The organism is Marilutibacter spongiae (assembly GCF_014145325.1).
Lineage (GTDB): Bacteria > Pseudomonadota > Gammaproteobacteria > Xanthomonadales > Xanthomonadaceae > Marilutibacter > Marilutibacter spongiae.
This window is the reverse complement of the sequence record NZ_JACHTF010000004.1, coordinates 66,494-84,562: the sequence shown is the minus strand read 5'-3', so window position 1 is coordinate 84,562 and position 18,069 is coordinate 66,494. Positions and strand designations below refer to the sequence as shown.

The 18,069-nt window shown below is 72.2% G+C and carries 18 protein-coding genes and 1 tRNA gene; 10 read left to right on the top strand and 9 right to left on the bottom strand.

Annotation, left to right across the window (positions count from 1 at the left end; translation table 11 throughout):
* Nucleotides 1-351 precede the first annotated feature (351 nt).
* Nucleotides 352-927 (bottom strand): hypothetical protein, encoded by a 576-nt coding sequence (locus tag H4F98_RS05020; protein WP_182685542.1) that lies wholly within the window; start codon nt 925-927, stop codon nt 352-354.
* A gap of 443 nt (nt 928-1,370) precedes the next feature.
* On the opposite strand from H4F98_RS05020, the gene H4F98_RS05015 reads away from it, so the two are divergent.
* Both H4F98_RS05015 and H4F98_RS05010 read left to right on the top strand, forming a co-directional pair.
* On the top strand, nt 1,371-2,342 hold the full coding sequence (locus H4F98_RS05015) for a pyridoxal-phosphate dependent enzyme (protein ID WP_182685541.1): 972 nt from the start codon (nt 1,371-1,373) through the stop codon (nt 2,340-2,342).
* Between the two features lie 37 nt (nt 2,343-2,379).
* The gene (locus H4F98_RS05010; protein ID WP_343064729.1) at nt 2,380-2,808 is read left to right on the top strand and encodes a ketosteroid isomerase-related protein; all 429 of its coding nucleotides are present in this window, start codon (nt 2,380-2,382) and stop codon (nt 2,806-2,808) included.
* Between the two features lie 28 nt (nt 2,809-2,836).
* On the opposite strand, the gene H4F98_RS05005 is transcribed toward H4F98_RS05010, so the two are convergent.
* The 7 genes from H4F98_RS05005 to bioB all read right to left on the bottom strand — a co-directional run bounded on the left by H4F98_RS05005 (nt 2,837) and on the right by bioB (nt 9,144).
* On the bottom strand, nt 2,837-3,475 hold the full coding sequence (locus tag H4F98_RS05005) for a hypothetical protein (protein ID WP_182685539.1): 639 nt from the start codon (nt 3,473-3,475) through the stop codon (nt 2,837-2,839).
* An 89-nt stretch (nt 3,476-3,564) separates the two neighbouring features.
* Nucleotides 3,565-4,563 (bottom strand): multidrug resistance efflux transporter family protein, encoded by a 999-nt coding sequence (locus H4F98_RS05000; RefSeq protein ID WP_182685538.1) that lies wholly within the window; start codon nt 4,561-4,563, stop codon nt 3,565-3,567.
* Between the two features lie 48 nt (nt 4,564-4,611).
* Complete coding sequence (gene bioC / locus H4F98_RS04995; protein ID WP_182685537.1) at nt 4,612-5,553, bottom strand: malonyl-ACP O-methyltransferase BioC; 942 nt, start codon at nt 5,551-5,553, stop codon at nt 4,612-4,614.
* The gene (bioH, locus tag H4F98_RS04990; RefSeq protein WP_182685536.1) at nt 5,550-6,362 is read right to left on the bottom strand and encodes a pimeloyl-ACP methyl ester esterase BioH; all 813 of its coding nucleotides are present in this window, start codon (nt 6,360-6,362) and stop codon (nt 5,550-5,552) included. Before bioH ends, bioC begins: the two co-directional genes overlap by 4 nt.
* Before the next feature lie 55 nt (nt 6,363-6,417).
* Nucleotides 6,418-6,828, bottom strand: coding sequence for an ACT domain-containing protein (locus H4F98_RS04985; RefSeq protein WP_182685535.1), 411 nt, complete (start codon nt 6,826-6,828; stop codon nt 6,418-6,420).
* Nucleotides 6,825-8,054, bottom strand: a complete 1,230-nt coding sequence (gene bioF / locus H4F98_RS04980; protein ID WP_182685534.1) for an 8-amino-7-oxononanoate synthase — start codon at nt 8,052-8,054, stop codon at nt 6,825-6,827. Before bioF ends, H4F98_RS04985 begins: the two co-directional genes overlap by 4 nt.
* A 4-nt stretch (nt 8,055-8,058) precedes the next feature.
* Nucleotides 8,059-9,144, bottom strand: a complete 1,086-nt coding sequence (bioB, locus tag H4F98_RS04975) for a biotin synthase BioB (protein WP_182685533.1) — start codon at nt 9,142-9,144, stop codon at nt 8,059-8,061.
* Nucleotides 9,145-9,193: 49 nt separating this feature from the next.
* Between bioB and H4F98_RS04970 the strand changes: the two genes are divergently transcribed.
* From H4F98_RS04970 to H4F98_RS04960, 3 genes are all read left to right on the top strand, one after another.
* Nucleotides 9,194-9,964, top strand: coding sequence for a ComFC family protein (locus H4F98_RS04970; RefSeq protein WP_182685532.1), 771 nt, complete (start codon nt 9,194-9,196; stop codon nt 9,962-9,964).
* An 84-nt stretch (nt 9,965-10,048) separates the two neighbouring features.
* Complete coding sequence (locus H4F98_RS04965; protein WP_182685531.1) at nt 10,049-10,633, top strand: HdeD family acid-resistance protein; 585 nt, start codon at nt 10,049-10,051, stop codon at nt 10,631-10,633.
* A gap of 155 nt (nt 10,634-10,788) precedes the next feature.
* Complete coding sequence (locus tag H4F98_RS04960; RefSeq protein ID WP_182685530.1) at nt 10,789-12,444, top strand: mechanosensitive ion channel family protein; 1,656 nt, start codon at nt 10,789-10,791, stop codon at nt 12,442-12,444.
* Between the two features lie 16 nt (nt 12,445-12,460).
* Here the strand turns inward: H4F98_RS04960 and ubiA are convergent, their stop codons facing one another.
* Nucleotides 12,461-13,372 carry a 4-hydroxybenzoate octaprenyltransferase gene (ubiA, locus tag H4F98_RS04955; protein ID WP_182685529.1) on the bottom strand — a complete coding sequence of 304 codons (912 nt, stop codon included), beginning with the start codon at nt 13,370-13,372 and terminating at the stop codon, nt 12,461-12,463.
* A 152-nt stretch (nt 13,373-13,524) separates the two neighbouring features.
* Here ubiA and H4F98_RS04950 point away from each other — a divergent pair.
* The 5 genes from H4F98_RS04950 (at nt 13,525) to zapE (ending at nt 18,050) form a co-directional block, all read left to right on the top strand.
* Nucleotides 13,525-13,601 (top strand) — tRNA-Arg (locus H4F98_RS04950).
* A 112-nt stretch (nt 13,602-13,713) separates the two neighbouring features.
* Entirely contained in the window at nt 13,714-14,229 is a 516-nt protein-coding gene (locus tag H4F98_RS04945; protein ID WP_182685528.1) for a c-type cytochrome, read from the top strand.
* A 96-nt stretch (nt 14,230-14,325) separates the two neighbouring features.
* Nucleotides 14,326-16,212, top strand: coding sequence for an ExeM/NucH family extracellular endonuclease (locus tag H4F98_RS04940; RefSeq protein ID WP_246372882.1), 1,887 nt, complete (start codon nt 14,326-14,328; stop codon nt 16,210-16,212).
* Nucleotides 16,213-16,234: 22 nt separating this feature from the next.
* Nucleotides 16,235-16,942 (top strand): alpha/beta hydrolase, encoded by a 708-nt coding sequence (locus tag H4F98_RS04935; RefSeq protein WP_182685527.1) that lies wholly within the window; start codon nt 16,235-16,237, stop codon nt 16,940-16,942.
* Entirely contained in the window at nt 16,935-18,050 is a 1,116-nt protein-coding gene (zapE, locus tag H4F98_RS04930) for a cell division protein ZapE (RefSeq protein ID WP_246372879.1), read from the top strand. Before H4F98_RS04935 ends, zapE begins: the two co-directional genes overlap by 8 nt.
* Nucleotides 18,051-18,069 lie beyond the last annotated feature (19 nt).

The window sequence follows — 18,069 nt, the reverse complement described above, 5'->3', positions numbered from 1 at the left end:
TTTTGGCTTTTTTTGCCCGCCGATCCTGTGACGTCCATACGGTCGGCGTCGTGATCCGCGCCTGGAATATGCGCTCCAAGCCGCGCGAGCCCTGTCGTACAGGCAAAGAAATGGCCGCAGAGCGCGGCCAAGTCGGTATATCGCCGGCAAGGCGCCGACGCTCGACGGGGACGGAACAGGGGGGATCCGTGATTCCTCGTCGAACGCCGACATCGACGCTTGCGGCACTGCCTGACCCAGGTTGCGTCGGAAAGCGACACATTGGGTCAGGTGGGCCTAGCTTGCGCCCGAGGGCGCAGTGCCGTCAAGCGACCTCCGTCACGTCCGGGACGTCCGGTGGCCTATGCCTGTTCAGCGTTCCTGCGTGGCCGGCGCGGCGCGGTCGATCGTGCGGGCGCGCGGCGGTGCACTGCTGCGTGCCGGCGGTGCGCTTCGCTGGGTCGAAGGGCGTGGTTGCACGCTGGGTCGGCTCACCGGCTGCTGCGGACGGGGCTGTACGCCGGGCCGGCTGACCGGCTGCTGGGGCACCATCCGCGGGGGGCGGACCTCGCGCCGGTTGATGTTGTCCAGGTCGCGCCACGGCGGACGGTTGCCGCCATCGCCCATATCCGGGTAGTCCGGGCGATCGGGCCGGTCCGGATGATCGGGGCGGTGCGGATGGTCCGGCCGGTGCGGCGGGCGCACCACGATCGGCGGCCGCGGGTAGTAGCCCGGGTAGCCGTAGTACGGATAGCCCCAGCCCGGACGGTTGTAGTAGCCGTAGCCGGAACCGCCATACGGATAGCCGTAGCCGCCGTAGTAGCGGTACTCGACCGAGGGCTGGCCGTAGTAGTAGCCACCGGTGCCGGCGGGGCGATAGCCGTAGCCACTGACGCAGCCGCCCAGCAGGGCAACGGTCAGGGCGGGCAGGAGCAGTTTGCGAATCATGGTGAATCCCCCAATTCGGACGCTTCCACCTTGGGCCTAAGTCATTGAACTCGCGCTTAATTCGGGTTCTTCTCCCCGGGCCTGGAAGCCCACCCCAGGTCGCGAAACTCCCGGGTGTCCATGTTTGCCCATGGGCGGTCGAGTTGTCCGTGAAGGCATCGCACGAGCTGGCATGGAGGATAACCCGCAGTCCGCGCAAGCCGGGGCGCCGGTTCGAGGGCGCATTGAGCCATGCGATACGGACCCCGTGGGGTGGGTCGAGCCCGAGGCGATACCCACCGCCTCCCGCGGCTGGGACGCATGAGGGGGCTTGCTTCGTGCAACCCATTGTCTTGGCAAAAGGAACCTAAACCGGCGGCTCCATCTTCCGCCGGCCTCCCGGCCCCGCAGCCGACGATGCGCGTCCGTGGCGCCCGCTCCGATGGCTGGGCTACCCTGCGCGGATGACCGATCCCACCCCGCTCCCCGGTTTCCACGATGTGCTCGCCGCCGCCGCACGCATCGCGCCGCACGCCCACGTGACGCCGGTGCTGCGCTCGCGGGCGCTCGACGCGATGGCCGGCTGCGAACTGCACTTCAAGTGCGAGAACCTGCAGCGCGTCGGCGCCTTCAAGTTCCGCGGCGCCTGCAACGCGATCTTCTCCCTCGACGAGGCGGAAGTCGCGCGGGGCATCGTCACCCAGAGTTCGGGCAACCATGGCGCCGCGGTCGCGCTCGCCGCGCGCCTGCGCGGCGGCACCGCGACCGTGGTCGCGCCCCACAGCACGCCGAAGGTGAAGCAGGCAGCGATGCTCGGCTACGGCGCGCGGCTGGTCCATTGCGACACCGACCAGGCCTCGCGCGACGCGGCGACCCGGGCGGTGCTCGACGAGACCGGTGGCGTCCTCGTGCACCCCTTCAACGATGCGCGGGTCATGGCCGGCCAGGGGACCGCTGTGCTGGAACTGCTGCGCGAGGTGCCCGGCCTGGACGCGGTCGTCGCCCCGGTGAGCGGCGGCGGCCTGCTGTCGGGCAGTTGCCTGGCCGCGCACGGCGTCGACCCGGGCATCGACATGTTCGGCGCCGAGCCCGAGGGCGCGCGCGACGCATACGATGGCCTGGCCGCGGGCGAACGCATCACCGGCCGCCGTGCCGACACGATCTGCGACGGCCTGCGCGCCGAGCTCGGCACGCTCACCTTTCCCGTGCTGCGCGAACACCTGCGCGAGGTGCTGCTCGCCGACGACGCGGCGGTAGTCGCGGCGATGCGCCTGGTCTGGGAGCGCCTCAAGCTGGTCGTCGAGCCGTCCGCGGCGATCGTGCTGGCGGTGGTCCTCGCACGTCCGGCGCTGTTCCGCGGGCGGCGGGTCGGCCTGGTCCTCTCGGGTGGCAACGTCGACCTGGACGCGCTGCCGGCGCTGTTCGCGGCATCATGAGCATCCCCCGCCACCGGCCATGGCCAAGGACACCGACGTGAGGATCGACGGAACCCGTGAAGAAGACCGCGCCACCGAGCGCGTGCTCGACTACTACGCTGCGTTCAACCGTGGCGACTGGGCCGCGATGCTGGCCCTGCTCGACGACGCCGTCGTCCACGACCTCAACCAGGGCCCGCGCGAGACCGGCCGCGACGCCTTCGACGCGTTCCTGCAGCGGATGGCGCGCTGCTACCGCGAACAGTTGCGCGACATCGTGGTGATGGTCTCGCCCGATGGCCGCCGCGCCGCGGCCGAGTATGTCGTGCACGGCGAGTACCTCGCCGACGACGAAGGCCTGCCGCGCGCCCACGGGCAACGCTACGTGCTGCCCGGCGGGGCGTTCTTCGAGCTGGGACCGGCGGGCATCGCCCGCGTCAGCAACTACTACAACCTGCAGGACTGGCTGGAACAGGTCGGCGCCTGAGCCGGCGCTCGCCGCGACCGGCGAAGGCTCAGTCGCGGGCCAGCGAAGTATCGCCGAGCATGGCCATGCCCTCGATCAGCAGCAGCCGCGTCACCGCGGCGCGCTCGGCCTGCGGGCGGTCTTCCAGCGCCGCGGTCAGCTGGCCCACCGCGCGGCAGCGCGCGTCGGCGTCGGCGCCATTGAGCGCGGCGGTGAAGCCGTCGTTGAGGATCGCCGCGCGGACCGCCGCGGCCTTCAGCGACTGCCGTGCCCCGTCGGCGTCCCAGGGCTGGGGGCTGCCCTGCGCGGCCGTCACCAGGACCAGCACCACCGCATTGGCGAAGCGTTGCCGGCTGCTGTCGCCGAGGGCGCCGGCGGCGCGGCTGAGACCGTCGAGGCTGCGATCGCCGTCGGGCTCGAACGCCGCGCACAGCAGGCGCGCCTCGCGCGGATCCTGCAGGCTGCCGTGCACCGCCTGGAACAGCGCATCGACGGCGGCATCGGGCGCGCGTTGCAGCAGGCCGCTGGCATTGCCGGCAAGCAGGGCCGGGTCCAGGCCCCAGGCTTCCATCATCGCGCGGGTGTCGGGCCCGGGCGGCGGCGTCGCGGCGGCCGGGCGGCTGTGCGCGAGCAGCAGGCCGATGGCGAGGCCCAGGGTGCAGAGCGTTGAGACGGCGAAGGGACGCATGCGAATGGCGTGTCGGGGGACGTGCTCCCGAATCTATCCATCCTGCGAGCAGGCGTCACGCGGCGTTGCGGCGGAACGCCGCCTCCCGTTCAGGCGCCGCGATCGGTGCGCAGGCGCCGCGTCGCCGCCGGTCGGCCGGCCGCGCCCCGGGCCGCGACGATGCTGAACACCACGATGCCCGCCACGACCAGGCCCGCGCCCCAGGCCGCGCGGCCGGTCGGCCACGCCTCACCCAGCCAGAGCACCCCGATCAGGGTCGCGAACAGGATCTCCGCGGCCTGCATGGCTTCCGCGGCCGCCAGCCCGGTGGGGTCGTTGCGGACCATGCCGGTGGCCTGGAAGAACAGCACGGTGGCGATGATGCCGGCGCCCAGCGCGACCCCCACCGCGAGGCCCAGCTGCGGGAGCGAGGGCAGGCCGGCATCGGCCAGGGCGAACAGCGCCAGCGCCCACCATGCAGGCTGGCTGGCCAGGGTCATGCCGAACACGCGCTGGGTCGCGTTCAGGCCGTCGCCGCTGCGCTCCAGGTGCAGCAGAAGGCCGCGGTTGCCAAGCGGATAGGCGAACGCCGCCACCGCGACGCAGGCCAGCGCGATCCAGCCCTCGCGGTCCAGCGCGCCGCCGCCATGGCCGAACTGCATCAGCAGCACACCGGCCACGACCACCAGGCCCGCGGCCAGCGCGCGCGGCGGGATCCGCGCCCGGGCATCGCGGTACAGGAAGGGCGCGCACAACATGCCGGCGATGACCGTCAGCTGGAAGGTCCCGGCCACCAGCCAGGACGGCCCGCTCGCGGCGGCATAGCTCAGGCCGATGTAGAACAGCACGAAGCCCACCGCGCTCCAGCCCAGCCAGGGCAGGGGGTGGCCGGCGATCGCGCGCAGCACCGGTGCTGCGCCGCCCTGCCAGCGCATCAGCGGCCACAACAGCGGCAGCGTGGCCAGGTAGCGAAGCGACGCCGTCCATGCCCAGTGGCCGCCCTCGACCGCGGCCGCGCGGTTGAGGACGTAGGTGCAGGTGAAGAACAGTGCCGAGGCCAGGGCGACGGCGACGGCGAGCAGCACGGTGCGGCGGGACGTGTCGGACATGGGGGCAGTGTGCGCCCGGCCGGCCTTGCCGGTCATGGCGCGCGGGCGTCAGCGTCGGCGGATGGGGATGCTCGAGACCGGCACCTGGACCTCGTCGATGCCGCCCATGCGGATCGGCGCACCCGGGGGCGGCGCCCAGGCCTGGGCATAGATGACCTCCCAGGTGGCCGGCAGGCGGCCGGGGTGGCCGTCGACCGGCGGTCCGCGCAGGACTTCGTAGGCCTGCTCTGCGCGGGCGAATCGTGCCCGGCCGGTGAAGCCACGACGACGGCCGGCCATGGCATTGGTGGCGCCCAGGGTGCGCAGCTCGCGCATCAGCGCCGCGAGGGAGTCGTGTCGATGGGTGAACTCGTCGCGGTCGAGCACCGGATCGCGGAAGCCCGCTGCGACGAGCGCGTCGCCGAACTGGGCGATGGACGGGAACAGGCTCACGTGCGGCGCCTCGTCGGCTTCGGCGAACGCGCCGCGCAGCTCGAACAGGGTGTCCGGTCCGAAGGTCGAGACCAGCAGGCGGCCGCCGGGCCTGAGCACGCGGCGGAAGCCCGCGAACACCGCAGGCAGGTCCTCCACCCATTGCAGGCAGAGGTTGGAGAACAGCACGTCGACGCTGGCGTCGGCCAGGGGCAGGGCGCGGGCGTCGGCGCAGAGCGCGACGGGCGCGGCCGCGCCGCCCAGCCAGCGCGGTCGACGCGTTCCGGGCAGGGCGGCGGCGTTGGCACGGGTGGCCTGCAGCATGGGCAGGGCGAGGTCGAGGGCGACGACCCGGGCCTTGGGCCAGCGTTGCTGCAGGGCGATCGCGGCATGCCCGGGCCCGCAGCCGACATCGACCACGCAGTCCGGCTGCAGGGCCACGCTGGGATCGTCCAGGTAGTCCAGCGCTTCCATCAGGCGAGCGCCGACCTCGCGCTGCAGGGCCGCGGCCTCGTCGTAGTGGCCGGCTGAGCGGGAGAAGGCGCGCCGTACCTGGCGGTGGTCGAACAGATCGCTCATGCGGCGTCCACCGGTCGGCCGGCGGAGGTGTCCGCGGGCAGGGCCTGCATGAAGGCGTCGATTTCCGCCGCCACGGTGTCGGCGGCGCCCAGGAACGGCGCGTGGCCGGCGTTCGGGATCACCAGGCTGCGCGCGTCCGGGGCCAGCGCGGCGGCGGCGGGCATGGCACCCGTCGGCACGAGCCGGTCGCGCTTGCCGCTGATCCACAGGCTGGGCACGCGCAGGCCGGGGAGGGCGTCGCGCAGGTCGAGGCGGTCCAGCAGCGACAGGCCCTCGAGCAGTGCGCGCGGTGCGGGTTCGCCGCGCTCGAATGCCTGCGTGCGCAGCTTGCGCAGCTCGTCCTGGGCATGGGTGGAGCCGAGCGCCTCCAGCGCGAGGAAGCCTTCCAGCGTGCCGCGGAAGTCGCGTTTGAGCGCATCGCCGAAATCGCGGAACAGGTTCGGACCGACCCCATGCGGCCAGTCCCCGCCGCTGACGAAGCGGGGCGAGGCGGCGACCATCACCAGGCCGCGCACCGACGCGGGCGCATCGAGCGCGGCGCGCAGCGCGAACTGGCCGCCCAGCGACCAGCCCAGCCAGACCGCGTCGGGCACCCGGGCGACCAGCTCGCGGCCGAGCGTGGCCGGATCGAGCGATGCCCCGGACGCGCGCGAATGGCCATGGCCGGGCAGGTCCACCAGGTGCAGGGTGTAGCGATCGGCCAGGCGCTCGACGAGCGGCGCGAACAGGCCGCCATGCATGGCCCAGCCGTGGATCAGGGCCAGCGAGGGGCCGCGGCCATGGGTTTCGATGTGGAGGGGGGCAGCCATGGAGCAGGGGGACTCGGGGGACTTGAGGGGAGTGGGACAGGGAGGCGGAGCGGATTCAGCAGGAGGGTGCGCGCGCGAGGCGCGCCAGGGCGTCGAGGGCGTCCTCGCGCCGCGACGACGGCACCAGCAGGTGGTCGTGTCGCAGGCCGGCGATCACGTTGCAGGCGATGCCTTCGCGCGCCAGCGCCGTCGACACCGCAGCGGTCAGGCCCACCGCATGGAGCGCGGAGTGTACGGCGAGCGTCAGCCAGCACGCCACGAAATCGTAGGGCAGGCCCAGCGCGTCGGCGCGCGCGCGCGACAGCACGGCGGCCACCCCCGCGTTTTCGCGAACGGTGGCCTCGGCCTGGGTCAGCCAGGCGGGCGGGTCCGCCGTCGGCGTGGCGAACACGAACACGAACTCTCCGGGCCGTGTCTCGACCCGCAGCGTGGCCAGCAGGGTCGCCAGGTCCGCTTCGCCGGTCATTCCACCGGCTGGGCCACCCGGGCCGTCTCGCGGGGACCGGCGATGCGGTCGCGGGCGTAGGCCAGGGCATCGACCAGCCCGTCCACGTCGCCCGGCCCATGCAGGGCCGACAGCGTCACGCGCAAGCGCGCGCGGCCTTCGGACACGGTTGGCGGCCGGATCGGCGCGACCCAGTAGCCGGCCTGTTCCAGTGCCTGCGACATCGACAGCGCATGGGCGTCGGCGCCGCACATCACCGGCTGGATCGGCGTATCGCTGTCCATCAGCTGCAGCCCCACGCGCAGCGCGCGGTCGCGGAAGCGCGCCACCAGCTCGTGCAGTTTTTCGCGGCGCCAGTGCTCGCTGCGCGCAAGCTTGACCGCGGCCAGCGTCGCGGCCGCCTGGGCCGGCGGCAGCGCCGTGGTGTACAGGTAGGGTCGCGCGGTCTCGGCCAGGTGGCCGATGAGGTCGGCGTCGCCGACCACGGCCGCGCCGTAGCCGCCGAGCGCCTTGCCCAGGGTCGCCAGCTGCAGGGGGACTTCCTGCACGCCGAGCCGGGCTTCGGCGACGCTGCCGCGCCCCTCCGGACCGACGACGCCCACGCCGTGCGCATCGTCCACGTAGAGCAGCGCCTTCTGCACCTTCGCCACGAGCGCCAGCTGTCGCAGCGGCGCGAGGTCGCCGTCCATGCTGAATACGCCGTCGGTGGCCAGTACCGCCATGCCGTCGGGCAGGCTGCGCAGCTGGCGGATCGCGCCCTCCGGGTCGCCGTGCGGGTAGCGTCGCAGGCGGCAACCCGACAGGCGCGCGGCATCGATCAGGCTGGCGTGGTTGAGCCGGTCCTGGACGCAGATGGACTCTTCGTCGAGCAGCGACTGCAGCACCGCCAGGTTGGCCAGGAAGCCGCTGCCGAACAGCAGGGCCGCCGGCGCCTCCAGCCAGTCGGCCAGTTCGCGCTCGAGCGCGTCATGCATCTCGTGGTGGCCGCAGACCAGGTGCGAGGCGACGCCGCCGGCGCCCTCGCGCGAGGCCGCGTCCTGCAGTGCATTGACCACCGCGAAGTGCTGCGACAGCCCCAGGTAGTCGTTGCCACAGAAGTTCAGCAGCGAGTGGCCGTCGACCCGGCAGCGGGCGCCGTCCCGATGGCTGACGCTGCGGCGCACGCGGGTGCGCGAGAGGGCTTCGCGTTCGGCGCGCGCGGCCGCGACCCGCGCCTGCCAGCCCGGGCGGTCGCCTGGACGCGTCATGGGGTCAGGCCGCGCGCGGCTTGGCGCAACCGCCCGCCGCGCCGTGGTCGTGGGTGTCGGTATCGATGATGTCGGCGTGCACGGTTCCCCCCGGTATGTGCGCTTGTTCGATGATCGGCATGGGCCGCAGGCCCAACCGGTCAAACAATGCCATATCCCGCTCGGTATCGGGGTTACCGGTCGTCAGCAGTTTCTCGCCGTAGAAGATGGAATTCGCCCCGGCGAGGAAGCACAGGGCCTGCAACTCGTCGTTCATCTGTTCGCGCCCGGCCGACAGGCGGACCATGGAGCGGGGCATCATGATCCGGGCCGCGGCGATCGTGCGCACGAACTCGAAGGGATCCAGTTCGACCGTGCCGGCCAGCGGCGTGCCTTCCACCTGGACCAGGCGGTTGATCGGCACCGAGTCGGGGTGGGCGGGCAGGTTGGCCAGGGTCTGCAGCAGGCCCGCACGCTGCTCGCGCGATTCGCCCATGCCGACGATGCCGCCGCAACAGGTCTTCATGCCGGCGTCGCGGACATGCTCCAGGGTGTCGAGCCGGTCCTGGAACTCGCGGGTGTGGATGATCTCGTTGTAGAACTCAGGCGCCGTGTCCAGGTTGTGGTTGTAATAGTCCAGCCCGGCCTCGCGCAGCGCGCCGGCCTGTTCGCCCGACAGCATGCCCAGCGTGGCGCAGGTCTCCAGGCCGAGGGACTTCACCTCGCGGATCATCGCCGCCACCTTGGGAATGTCGCGGTCCTTGGGCGAGCGCCAGGCCGCGCCCATGCAGAAGCGGCTGGCGCCGGCGGCCTTGGCCTGGCGTGCCTTTTCGACCACCGCCTCGGTGCTCATCAGCTTGGTCGCGTCCACCCCGGTGTGGTAGCGCGCGGCCTGCGGGCAGTAGCCGCAGTCCTCGGGGCAGCCGCCGGTCTTGACCGACAGCAGGGTGCTGACCTGGACCTCGGCGGGATCGAAATGCGCCCGATGGACCGTCGCCGCGCGATGCATCAGCTCGGGCAGGGGCAGGTCGAACAGCGCGCGCACTTCGGCGCGGCTCCAGTCGTGGCGCGGCGGTGCGGCGGTGGCGGGCGTTTCTCTGACAGCAGGCATCGGACTTTTCTGACAGACAGCGGGGATCGGGAAGCGCAGTCTGGAAAGCATGTCCATCCCTGTCAACCGGAATCCGGCAGCGCGGGTTTACAGCACGTGGAGCCGCCTGCTGGCCCGTAGCTGGCAGGTGGGCCGGCGCGAGCGCTGCCTGGTCTGTTCGGCCCGGGTGGCGCTCGCCGCCGGCGGGCTCCCCGGCCTGTGCCCGGATTGCGCCGGGGCGATGCCCTGGAGCCGCCATGCCTGTCCGGCCTGTGCCCTGCCGCTGCCGGCCGGCGAGGCGGCGCAGGCCTGCGGTCACTGCCTGCGACAGCCGCCGCCCCTGCACGCCTGCCATGCGAGCTTCGTCTACGGGTTCCCACTGGACCGGCTGTTGCCGGGGGCGAAGTTCCATGGCGACCTGGCCGCGAGCCGCGCGCTGGGCGAATGGATGGCCGCCGGGCTCTGGCGGCACCTGCCCGACGACGCCTGGCCGCAGGCCCTGGTGCCCGTGCCGCTGCACCGGGCACGCCTTCGCCAGCGTGGGTACGACCAGGCGCTGGAGCTGGCGCGCCCCTTGGCCCGCCGCCTGCGCCTGCCGCTTCGCGACGACCTGCTCACCCGGGTGCGCGACACCACGCCGCAGTCCCGGCTCGATGCGGCGGGGCGCCGCCGCAACCTGCGCCACGCCTTCGCGGTGCGCGACGGCGTCCGCGTGCCCGCCCATGTGGTCCTGATCGACGACGTCATGACCACCGGCACCACGCTGCATGCCGCGGCGCGCATCTTGCGCCGGGCGGGCGTGGCGCGGGTGGATGCCTGGGTCTGCGCGCGGGTGCCCTGAACGGGGCGTTGACATGAACGTGACCTGTCCGGGGCCAGGCTCCGGGGGTCGACGCCGCCGGGCGCCCAGGCCAAGGAGCTGCGCATGTACGGCGACAACGACCCTCACGCGTCCGCTGTGTCTCCCCCTGGCCTCCTCCAGCAACTGGGCAGGAGTTGGTGGCTGTTCGTGGTGTATGGCCTGGTTGCTATCGTCTTCGGCGTCCTGGCGATGATGAAGCCGGCGGCGGCGGTGATCGCGCTCACCTGGATCTTCGGCCTCATGGCGCTGGTGGAGGGCATCTTCGCCGCCATCGCCCTGGTCCGGGGCGGCGAGGGCGTGTCGCGGGGCTGGCAGGCCCTGTACGCGCTGGCTTCGCTGGCGGTGGGCGTGCTCACCCTGGTCAATCCGCTGGCGACCGCCGGCGTCCTGGTGTTCTTCCTGGCGGCCTGGCTGATCGTGGGCGGTCTTTACCGCATCGTCTTCGCCATCCGCGTGCGCGAGGCCATCCGAGGCGAGTGGCTGCTGGTCCTGAGCGGCCTGCTGGCGATCGTCCTGGGCGTGCTGTTCGCGATGCACCCGCTGGCGGGCATCGCGGTGACCGGCATCTGGATCGGCATCGGCGCGCTGCTCCATGGCGCGCTGCAGTTGTTCGCGGGCTTCAAGCTGCGCCGCTTCGCGCCCGGCTGAGGTCGTCGCTTCGCGCCCGGCTGAGGTCGTCGCTTCGCGCGCCCGGCACCCGCGCCGGGCGCGAGAGCGGCGAGCTCCGTCGCGGGGTGTTGATCAGGGGAGGCACGATGCGGACTGATTCCAAACCCGGTGGCTCCCGGTGGGTGGTGCCGTCGTTGCGCCTCGCGACGTGCGCCCTGTTGCTGCTGCTGGCCGGCCTGGCCCCGGCGCTCGCGGCGCTGCCGTCGCTCCCCGGCGAGAAACCCGATGCCACGGCCGAGGCTACGCCCACGGCGATCGACGCCACCGCTTCCTATTTCAACCGCGACATCGTCACCTATCGCGCCGCGTTCCTGGGTATCCCGCCGCAGCAACGCGCACGCAACACCGAAGCCAGCATCGAGCGCGCCGTCAGCCTGCCCGGGGCCGCGGTGATCGGCAGCCATGAGATCCCGCAGGGCGTGGTGGTCACCGTGTCCGACATCGCGGTGCTCGTGCTCACGCCGGCGGACCTGGACCCGGTGGCAGGCGAGACCCTCGAGCAGGCACGCGACGCGGTCATATCGCGCCTGGGCGAGGCGGTGGGCGCGGCCGAGAGCGAACTCGAGCCGCGCTACCTGCTGAGGGGGCTGTTGTACTCCCTGCTGGCCACCGCCCTGCTGGTGGCCGCGCTCTGGGGCTATCGCTGGCTGGTGCTGCGCTGGCATGCGTGGCTCGAGGGCTCGATCCAGAAGCGCCTGGCCCGCACGCATGCCGAAGCGGGCCGACAGCTGATCCGCGGCAGCGCGACGGCGTTGCGCTGGATCGTGCGCATCGCCGAGTGGGTGCTGGTGCTGGTGCTGCTGGAGGAGTGGCTGCGCTACGTATTGGGTCAGTTCGCCTACACGCGGCCCTGGGCCGATGCGATGACCGGCTGGATGCTGATGAAGCTCAAGGCCTGGGGCGGCGCCCTGCTCGGCGCGGTGCCCGGCCTGCTGACGGTGGTGGTCATCTTCCTGCTGACCCGCGCGGTGACCCGCACCCTGAGCATGATGCTCAAGGGCGTGGAGCGCGGACGCTACAGCCTGCTGGGGATCGACGCCCAGCTCGCCGAGCCGACCCGCAAGTTGTTGATCGCGGTGATCTGGCTGTTCGCGCTGGCGATGGCCTATCCCTACCTGCCGGGCGCGCAGACCGACGCATTCAAGGGCCTGAGCGTGCTGGTGGGCCTGATGGTGTCGCTGGGGGCGTCGAGCATCATCGGCCAGGCCGCCGGCGGCTTCACCCTGCTGTACTCGCGCACCATGCAGCCGGGCGACTTCGTGAAGATCGACGATACCGAGGGCACGGTCCTGCAGATCGGCCTGTTCACCACGCGCCTGCGCACCTTCACCGGCGTGGAGGTCAGCTTCCCCAACACGGTCGTGCTCAACGGGCGGCTGGAGAACTACTCGCGGCATCCCGACGGCCCGGGTCTGTGGCTCGATACCGGCCTGACGATCGGCTACGACACCCCCTGGCGGCAGGTGCAGCGCCTGCTGCTGGAGGCGGCCGCCGAGACCGAGGGCGTGCAGGCAACGCCCGAGCCGTTCGTCCTGCAGACCGCATTGAGCGATTTCTACGTCGAGTACACCCTGCGCACGCGGATCGAGGACCCCATGCGTCGCAACGAGATCCGCACTGCGCTGCTGGGGCGCATCCAGGATGCCTTCAACACCGCGGGCGTGCAGATCATGTCGCCCAATTACCGCGCCGACAGCGAAGAACCCAAGCTGGTCGCGCGGGAGTTCTGGGACGGCCTGCCCGTGCCTGGCGCGACCGGCCCTGCGGCCGCCCACGATCGAAGCGAGTGAACCGCGCCGCGCGCGCTCAGGCGGTCGCCGCGCCGGTGGGCCACAGCGCGGCCGCGATGCCGGCGAACAGCGCCAGGCCGACCCAGTGGTTGGCCAGGAAGGCGCGGAAGCAGGGACCGGGTTCGCGGCGCCGGCAGATCCAGAACTGCCAGGCGACCAGCGCGACCGCGACGGCGAGGGCGACCCAGTACGGCACGCCCAGGCCCGCGCGTTGGCCGACCAGGCCCATCGCGAGCAGGAACAGCCCGAACAGCACGCCCTGCGCGGTGAGGTCGGCGTCGCCGAAGAGGATCGCGGTGGACTTGCTGCCCATCCGCAGGTCGTCTTCGCGGTCGACCATCGCGTACCAGGTGTCGTAGGCGGTCGACCACAGGATGTTGGCCGCGTAGAGCAGCCACGCCAGGGCCGGGACTTCGCCCAGCACCGCGGCGAACCCCATCGGGATCCCCCAGCCGAAGGCCATGCCCAGGTAGACCTGCGGCAGGTAGGTGTAGCGCTTCAGGTAGGGGTAGCTGGCGGCCAGGACCAGTCCGACCAGGCTCAGCCAGACCGTCAGCCGGTTCAGTGTCAGCACCAGGGCGAACGCCACCAGCATCAGCACGCCGAACACCGCCAGCGCCTCGCGCCCGGAGACCGCGCCCGACGCCAGCGGCCGGTCCTTCGTGCGCGCGACATGCGGATCGAGCCAGCGGTCGGCGTAATCGTTGATCACGCAGCCGGCCGAACGGGTCAGCCAGACGCCGGCGCTGAACACGAACAGCGTCCACCACGGCGGCGTGCCGCCGGCGGCGAGCCACAGGCCCCACCAGGTGGGCCACAGCAACAGCAGCCAGCCGATCGGCCGGTCGCCGCGGACCAACTGCCAATAGAGCCCGAGCTTCAGTCGCCACTGCGGGATGGTCGGGGATTCGTAGCGTTCGTAGGTCATGGGGACGGGGCGTGGAGGCGGGCGCCGGGGACCCGGCGGGCGGGCCGGACGGGCGTCGTGAAGGCAATATGGCGCGAAACGCCGCAATTGTCGCTAGAATGCCAGCCCCGCGCGGTCGATTGCCTCGGCAATGCCGCCGGGATCTCAGCCAGGCGCCTGTAGCTCAGCCGGATAGAGTAGTGGCTTCCGAAGCCATTGGTCGGGGGTTCGAATCCCTCCAGGCGCGCCATCCCCCCTGCCTCGGCGGAGGGGAGGGACGTATACTGGCGCGCGGGTCGCACGGTGCGGCCCGTGTCGATGGCTTCGCGCGCCACGTGTGTGGTGCGTCTAACAGGTGGATCGTGCGCAACTACGACCTCGAATTCCTCAAGCACTTCTCGATGGTGATCGGTTTCCTGGTGCTGGTGACCGTGGGCCTGATCGTGGGTGCCAGCATCATCCATCACCAGCTGCCGCCCGAGATCGACCCGGCGGTCGCGCAGCGCACCGAGCGCCGCATCGCGCCGGTCGGCGCCGTCTATGCCGGCAGCACCGGTGCCGCCGCGCAGGCCGCGGCCAGCGCCGCCGCGGCGGCCGCCGCGGCATCGCAGGTCGCCTACGGCGGTACGCTCGATGGCGCGGTGATCTACAACAACCTCTGCACCGGCTGCCATACCTCCGGTGCCGGCGGCGCCCCGACGCTGGACCACGGCCACTGGGATGCCCGCCTGGCCAAGGGCTCGGACACGCTGCACAAGCACGCGATCGAGGGTTTCACCGGCGAAGCCGGCGTCATGCCGGCCAAGGGCGGCAACCCCGCGCTGACCGACGAACAGGTCGTCGCGGCGGTCGACTGGATGCTGGACAACCTGAAGTAAGCCACTGCAAGCTGAATGCACGACGCCGCCTCCGGGCGGCGTTGTCGTTTCCGCGCCCCGGCTGTCGATAATGGGGTGATGTCGCCGAGGTCCCGAATGCCCAACTCCCATCGCCGCAGCCCCGGCCCGACCCCGTTCCTCGCCTGCGCACTTGCCCTGGGCCTGGTGGCCTGCGGCGGGCCGCCAAGCGCCACGCAGCATGCGCCCGGGGCGGGCGCGAGCGACGCCAGCCTGCCCGAACCGCTGATCGGCGAGGTCCAGGGCGAACGCGGTCGCAGCCCCATGCTCGACCGCGAGGTGATCGTCAAGGGCGTGGTGACCGCGGACTTCAGCGATCGCGAGGGCCTGGGGGGCGTCTACCTGCAGGACAGCGGGGACGGCGATCCGGGCACGTCCGATGCGATCTTCGTGCCGGTGGCGGCGCGCGCGCCCTATCGCGACGCGATGCGCCAGGGCGCGCGCGTGCGCATCCGCGGACGGGTCGCCGAGCTCGATGGCGGCGGCGGCGTGCGCCTGACCGCCCTGCTCCCCGACGAGGTCGAGCAACTGGGACTGGGCGAGGTCGGCATCACCGAGCTGCGCACGCCACCGCTCGACTGGGAGCCCTTCGAGGGCATGTGGGTGCGCATCGACGCGCCGCTGACCGTCGGCAGCGTCGCCGACCTCGAGCGCCATGGCGAGATCCTGGCCAGTTTCGATGGCCGCATGTGGCAACCCGCCGAGCGTGCCGAGCCCGGCAGCGACGCCGCACGGGCCATCGCCGCCGACAACGCCCGCCGTCGCCTCGTGCTCGATGATGGTCGCAGCGGCGACGACCGCCCGCTCGAGACCGGCATCTGGCCGCTGGGCGCGGCCGCGCTCCGCAGCGGCAGCGTCGTCGAGTCGGCCGAGGGCATCCTCGATCACCGCCATGGCAGCTTCCGCCTGCAGCTGACCGTGCCTCCGGCGCTGGCCGCGCAGGCGCGCCCCCCGGCGCCCCGCGTGGAGGGTGCCCTGCGCGTGGCCTCGTTCAACCTGGAGAACCTGTTCAACGGCGACGGCAAGGGAGGTGGTTTCCCGACGCCTCGCGGCGCGCGCGACCCCCGGCAGTTGGACGCGCAGCTCGGCAAGCTGGTTGCCACGGTCCAGGCCCTGGACCCCGACATCGCCGCCCTCATGGAGCTGGAGAACGACGGCTACGGCCCGGCGTCGAGCATCGCTGCCCTGGTCGAGGCCCTCAATCGCGCCGGCCCGGGCGGCTGGCGCTTCGTCGACGCCTGCGACCGCGCCTGCCGGCGCAGCGGCAGGGGCCCGGGCGACGACGCGATCCGCGTGGGCCTGGTCTACCGCGGCGACCGCGTGCGCCCGGCCGGCAAGCCGGCGACGCTGGCCGGGGGGCCGTTCGGTCCCCGCAGCCGCGTGCCCCTCGCCCAGGCGTTCACCCCGCTGCGCGGCGACGATACGCCGCTGGTGGTGGTCGCCAACCACCTCAAGTCCAAGGGTTGCGGCGAGGCCGAGGGCGCCGACCGCGACAACGGTGCCGGATGCTGGAACGCGGTGCGCAGCGATTCCGCGCGCCGGCTGGCGACCTGGCTGGAGACCGATCCGACCCGCTCCGGCAGCGATCTTGCGGTCATCGTCGGCGACATGAACGCCTATGCCGGCGAGGAGCCGTTGCGCATCCTCAAGGCCGCCGGCTGGCAGGACGCCTTCGAGGTCGCCGGCGCGATGGCGCCCTACAGCTACATGTACAAGGGCGAGGCCGGTCGCCTCGACCATGCCCTGGTCAGCCCCGCGCTCGCCGCCCGCCTGCGCGGCGCGGCGGAGTGGCACAGCAATGCCGACGAACCCCGCGAGGCCGGCTATGCCGGGCGCCTGCACGAGGCCGGTCCCTGGCGCAGTTCCGACCACGATCCCCTGCTGCTGGGCTTCGACTGGACCGCTCCTGTCGCACCGGAGGACGAGACGGCAGCGGCCGGGGCCGTGGTTTCGACAGGGAATTAACACCGCCCCGTATCATGGTCGGATGACCCGATCCCCACATGCCTCCCTGCCGACCTTCCCGACCGATGCGTCCGCGACCCTGGTCCTGCCCGGCCCGGCCGGGGAGATCGAGCTGATCGCCGAGCCCGCGGAAGGCACGCCGCGCCGCGCGACCGCCGTGGTCTGCCATCCGCTGCCCACCGAGGGCGGCACCATGCACAACAAGGTCGTGACGATGGCCGCGCGCGCCCTGCGCGAGTCCGGCATCGCCACGGTCCGCTTCAACACCCGGGGCACCGGGGCTTCGGAAGGGCACTTCGACGAGGGCCGCGGCGAGCGCGAGGACCTGCGCGCGGTGGTCGCCTGGGTGCGCCAGCAGCGCCCGGCGCACAGCCTCTGGCTGGCGGGCTTCAGCTTTGGCGCCTACGTCTCGCTGTCGATGGCGGCCGAGCTGGAGCCGGGCATGCTGATCTCGATCGCGCCGCCCGCCGGGCGCAATTGGGACTTCGAGGCCATCACGCCGCCCGACTGCCCCTGGCTGGTGATCCAGGGCGACGCCGACGAGGTGGTCGACCCGGAGGCGGTCTATGCCTGGCTCGACGGCCTGGAGGGCCTGCGCAATCCGCCGGAAGTGGTCCGCATGCCCGACACCAGCCACTTCTTCCATCGCCGCCTGATGGACCTGCGCGGCGCGATCAAGAACGGCATCCGACCGTACCTGCCCGCCGAGATCGCACCGCCCAATGGCTGAACCCATGATGCCGGGTGCGACGGCGGCGGCGCTGCCGTCGCTCCGATACGCCGAGGGGGTGGCCCGCGGCGACTGGAACGACGATCCGGCCCAGCGCCGGGTACTTGTCGAACTCGACCGCCTGCACGCCGCCCTGGTCGAACCGCCGCGGCGGGGCCTGTTGGACGCCTTGCGCGGCAAGCCTGTCGAGGCGCCCCCCGGGCTGTACGTGTGGGGCGGCGTTGGACGCGGCAAGACCTTCCTGATCGACCTGTTCTTCGACGGTCTCCCGATCCGCGAGAAGCGCCGCACGCACTTCCATCGGTTCATGCGCGAGATCCATGCCCGGCTGCGGGACCACAAAGGCGAGTCCGACCCGCTGCGCACGATCGCGCGCCAGTGGCGCAACGACCTGCGCGTACTGGTGCTGGACGAGTTCTTCGTCAACGACATCGGCGACGCCATGCTGCTCGGGCGCCTGCTCGAGCGGCTTTTCGCCGAGGGCGTGGCGCTGGTGACGACCTCCAACATCGAGCCGGCCGGCCTGTTCAAGGACGGCCTGCAGCGCGAGCGCTTCCTGCCGGCGATCGCGATGATCCAGGACCGCTGCCACGTGCTTCACATGGACAGCGCGACCGACTACCGGCTGCGCGCGCTGACCCGGTCCCCGGTCTATCGCAGTCCGCTCGACGCGGAATCCGACGCCTGGCTGGCCGAGCGCTGGCGGACCCTGACCGCGGCCTGCCCGCACGACGAGGCGCGGTTGCTGATCGATGGCCGCGAGATCCCGGTGCGCGGGCTCGCCGAGGGGCACGCCTGGTTCGACTTCGCCGCCCTGTGCGAAGGGCCGCGCGCGGCGGGCGACTACATCGAGATCGCCACCGAGCACCACACCGTGCTGGTCGGCGGCATCCCGCGCTTCGACGGCGACAACGACGACCCGGCCCGTCGCTTCGTCCACCTGGTCGACGAGTTGTACGACCGCCACGTCAACCTGGTCTGCACCGCGGCGGCCGACCCGGTCTCGCTGTACGGCGGCCGCAAGCTCGCCCATGCGTTCGAGCGCACCAGTTCGCGGCTGATCGAGATGCAGAGCGCGGACTACCTGGCGCTCGAGCACCGCGGCTGAGCGCGGCGCCCGCGCCCCG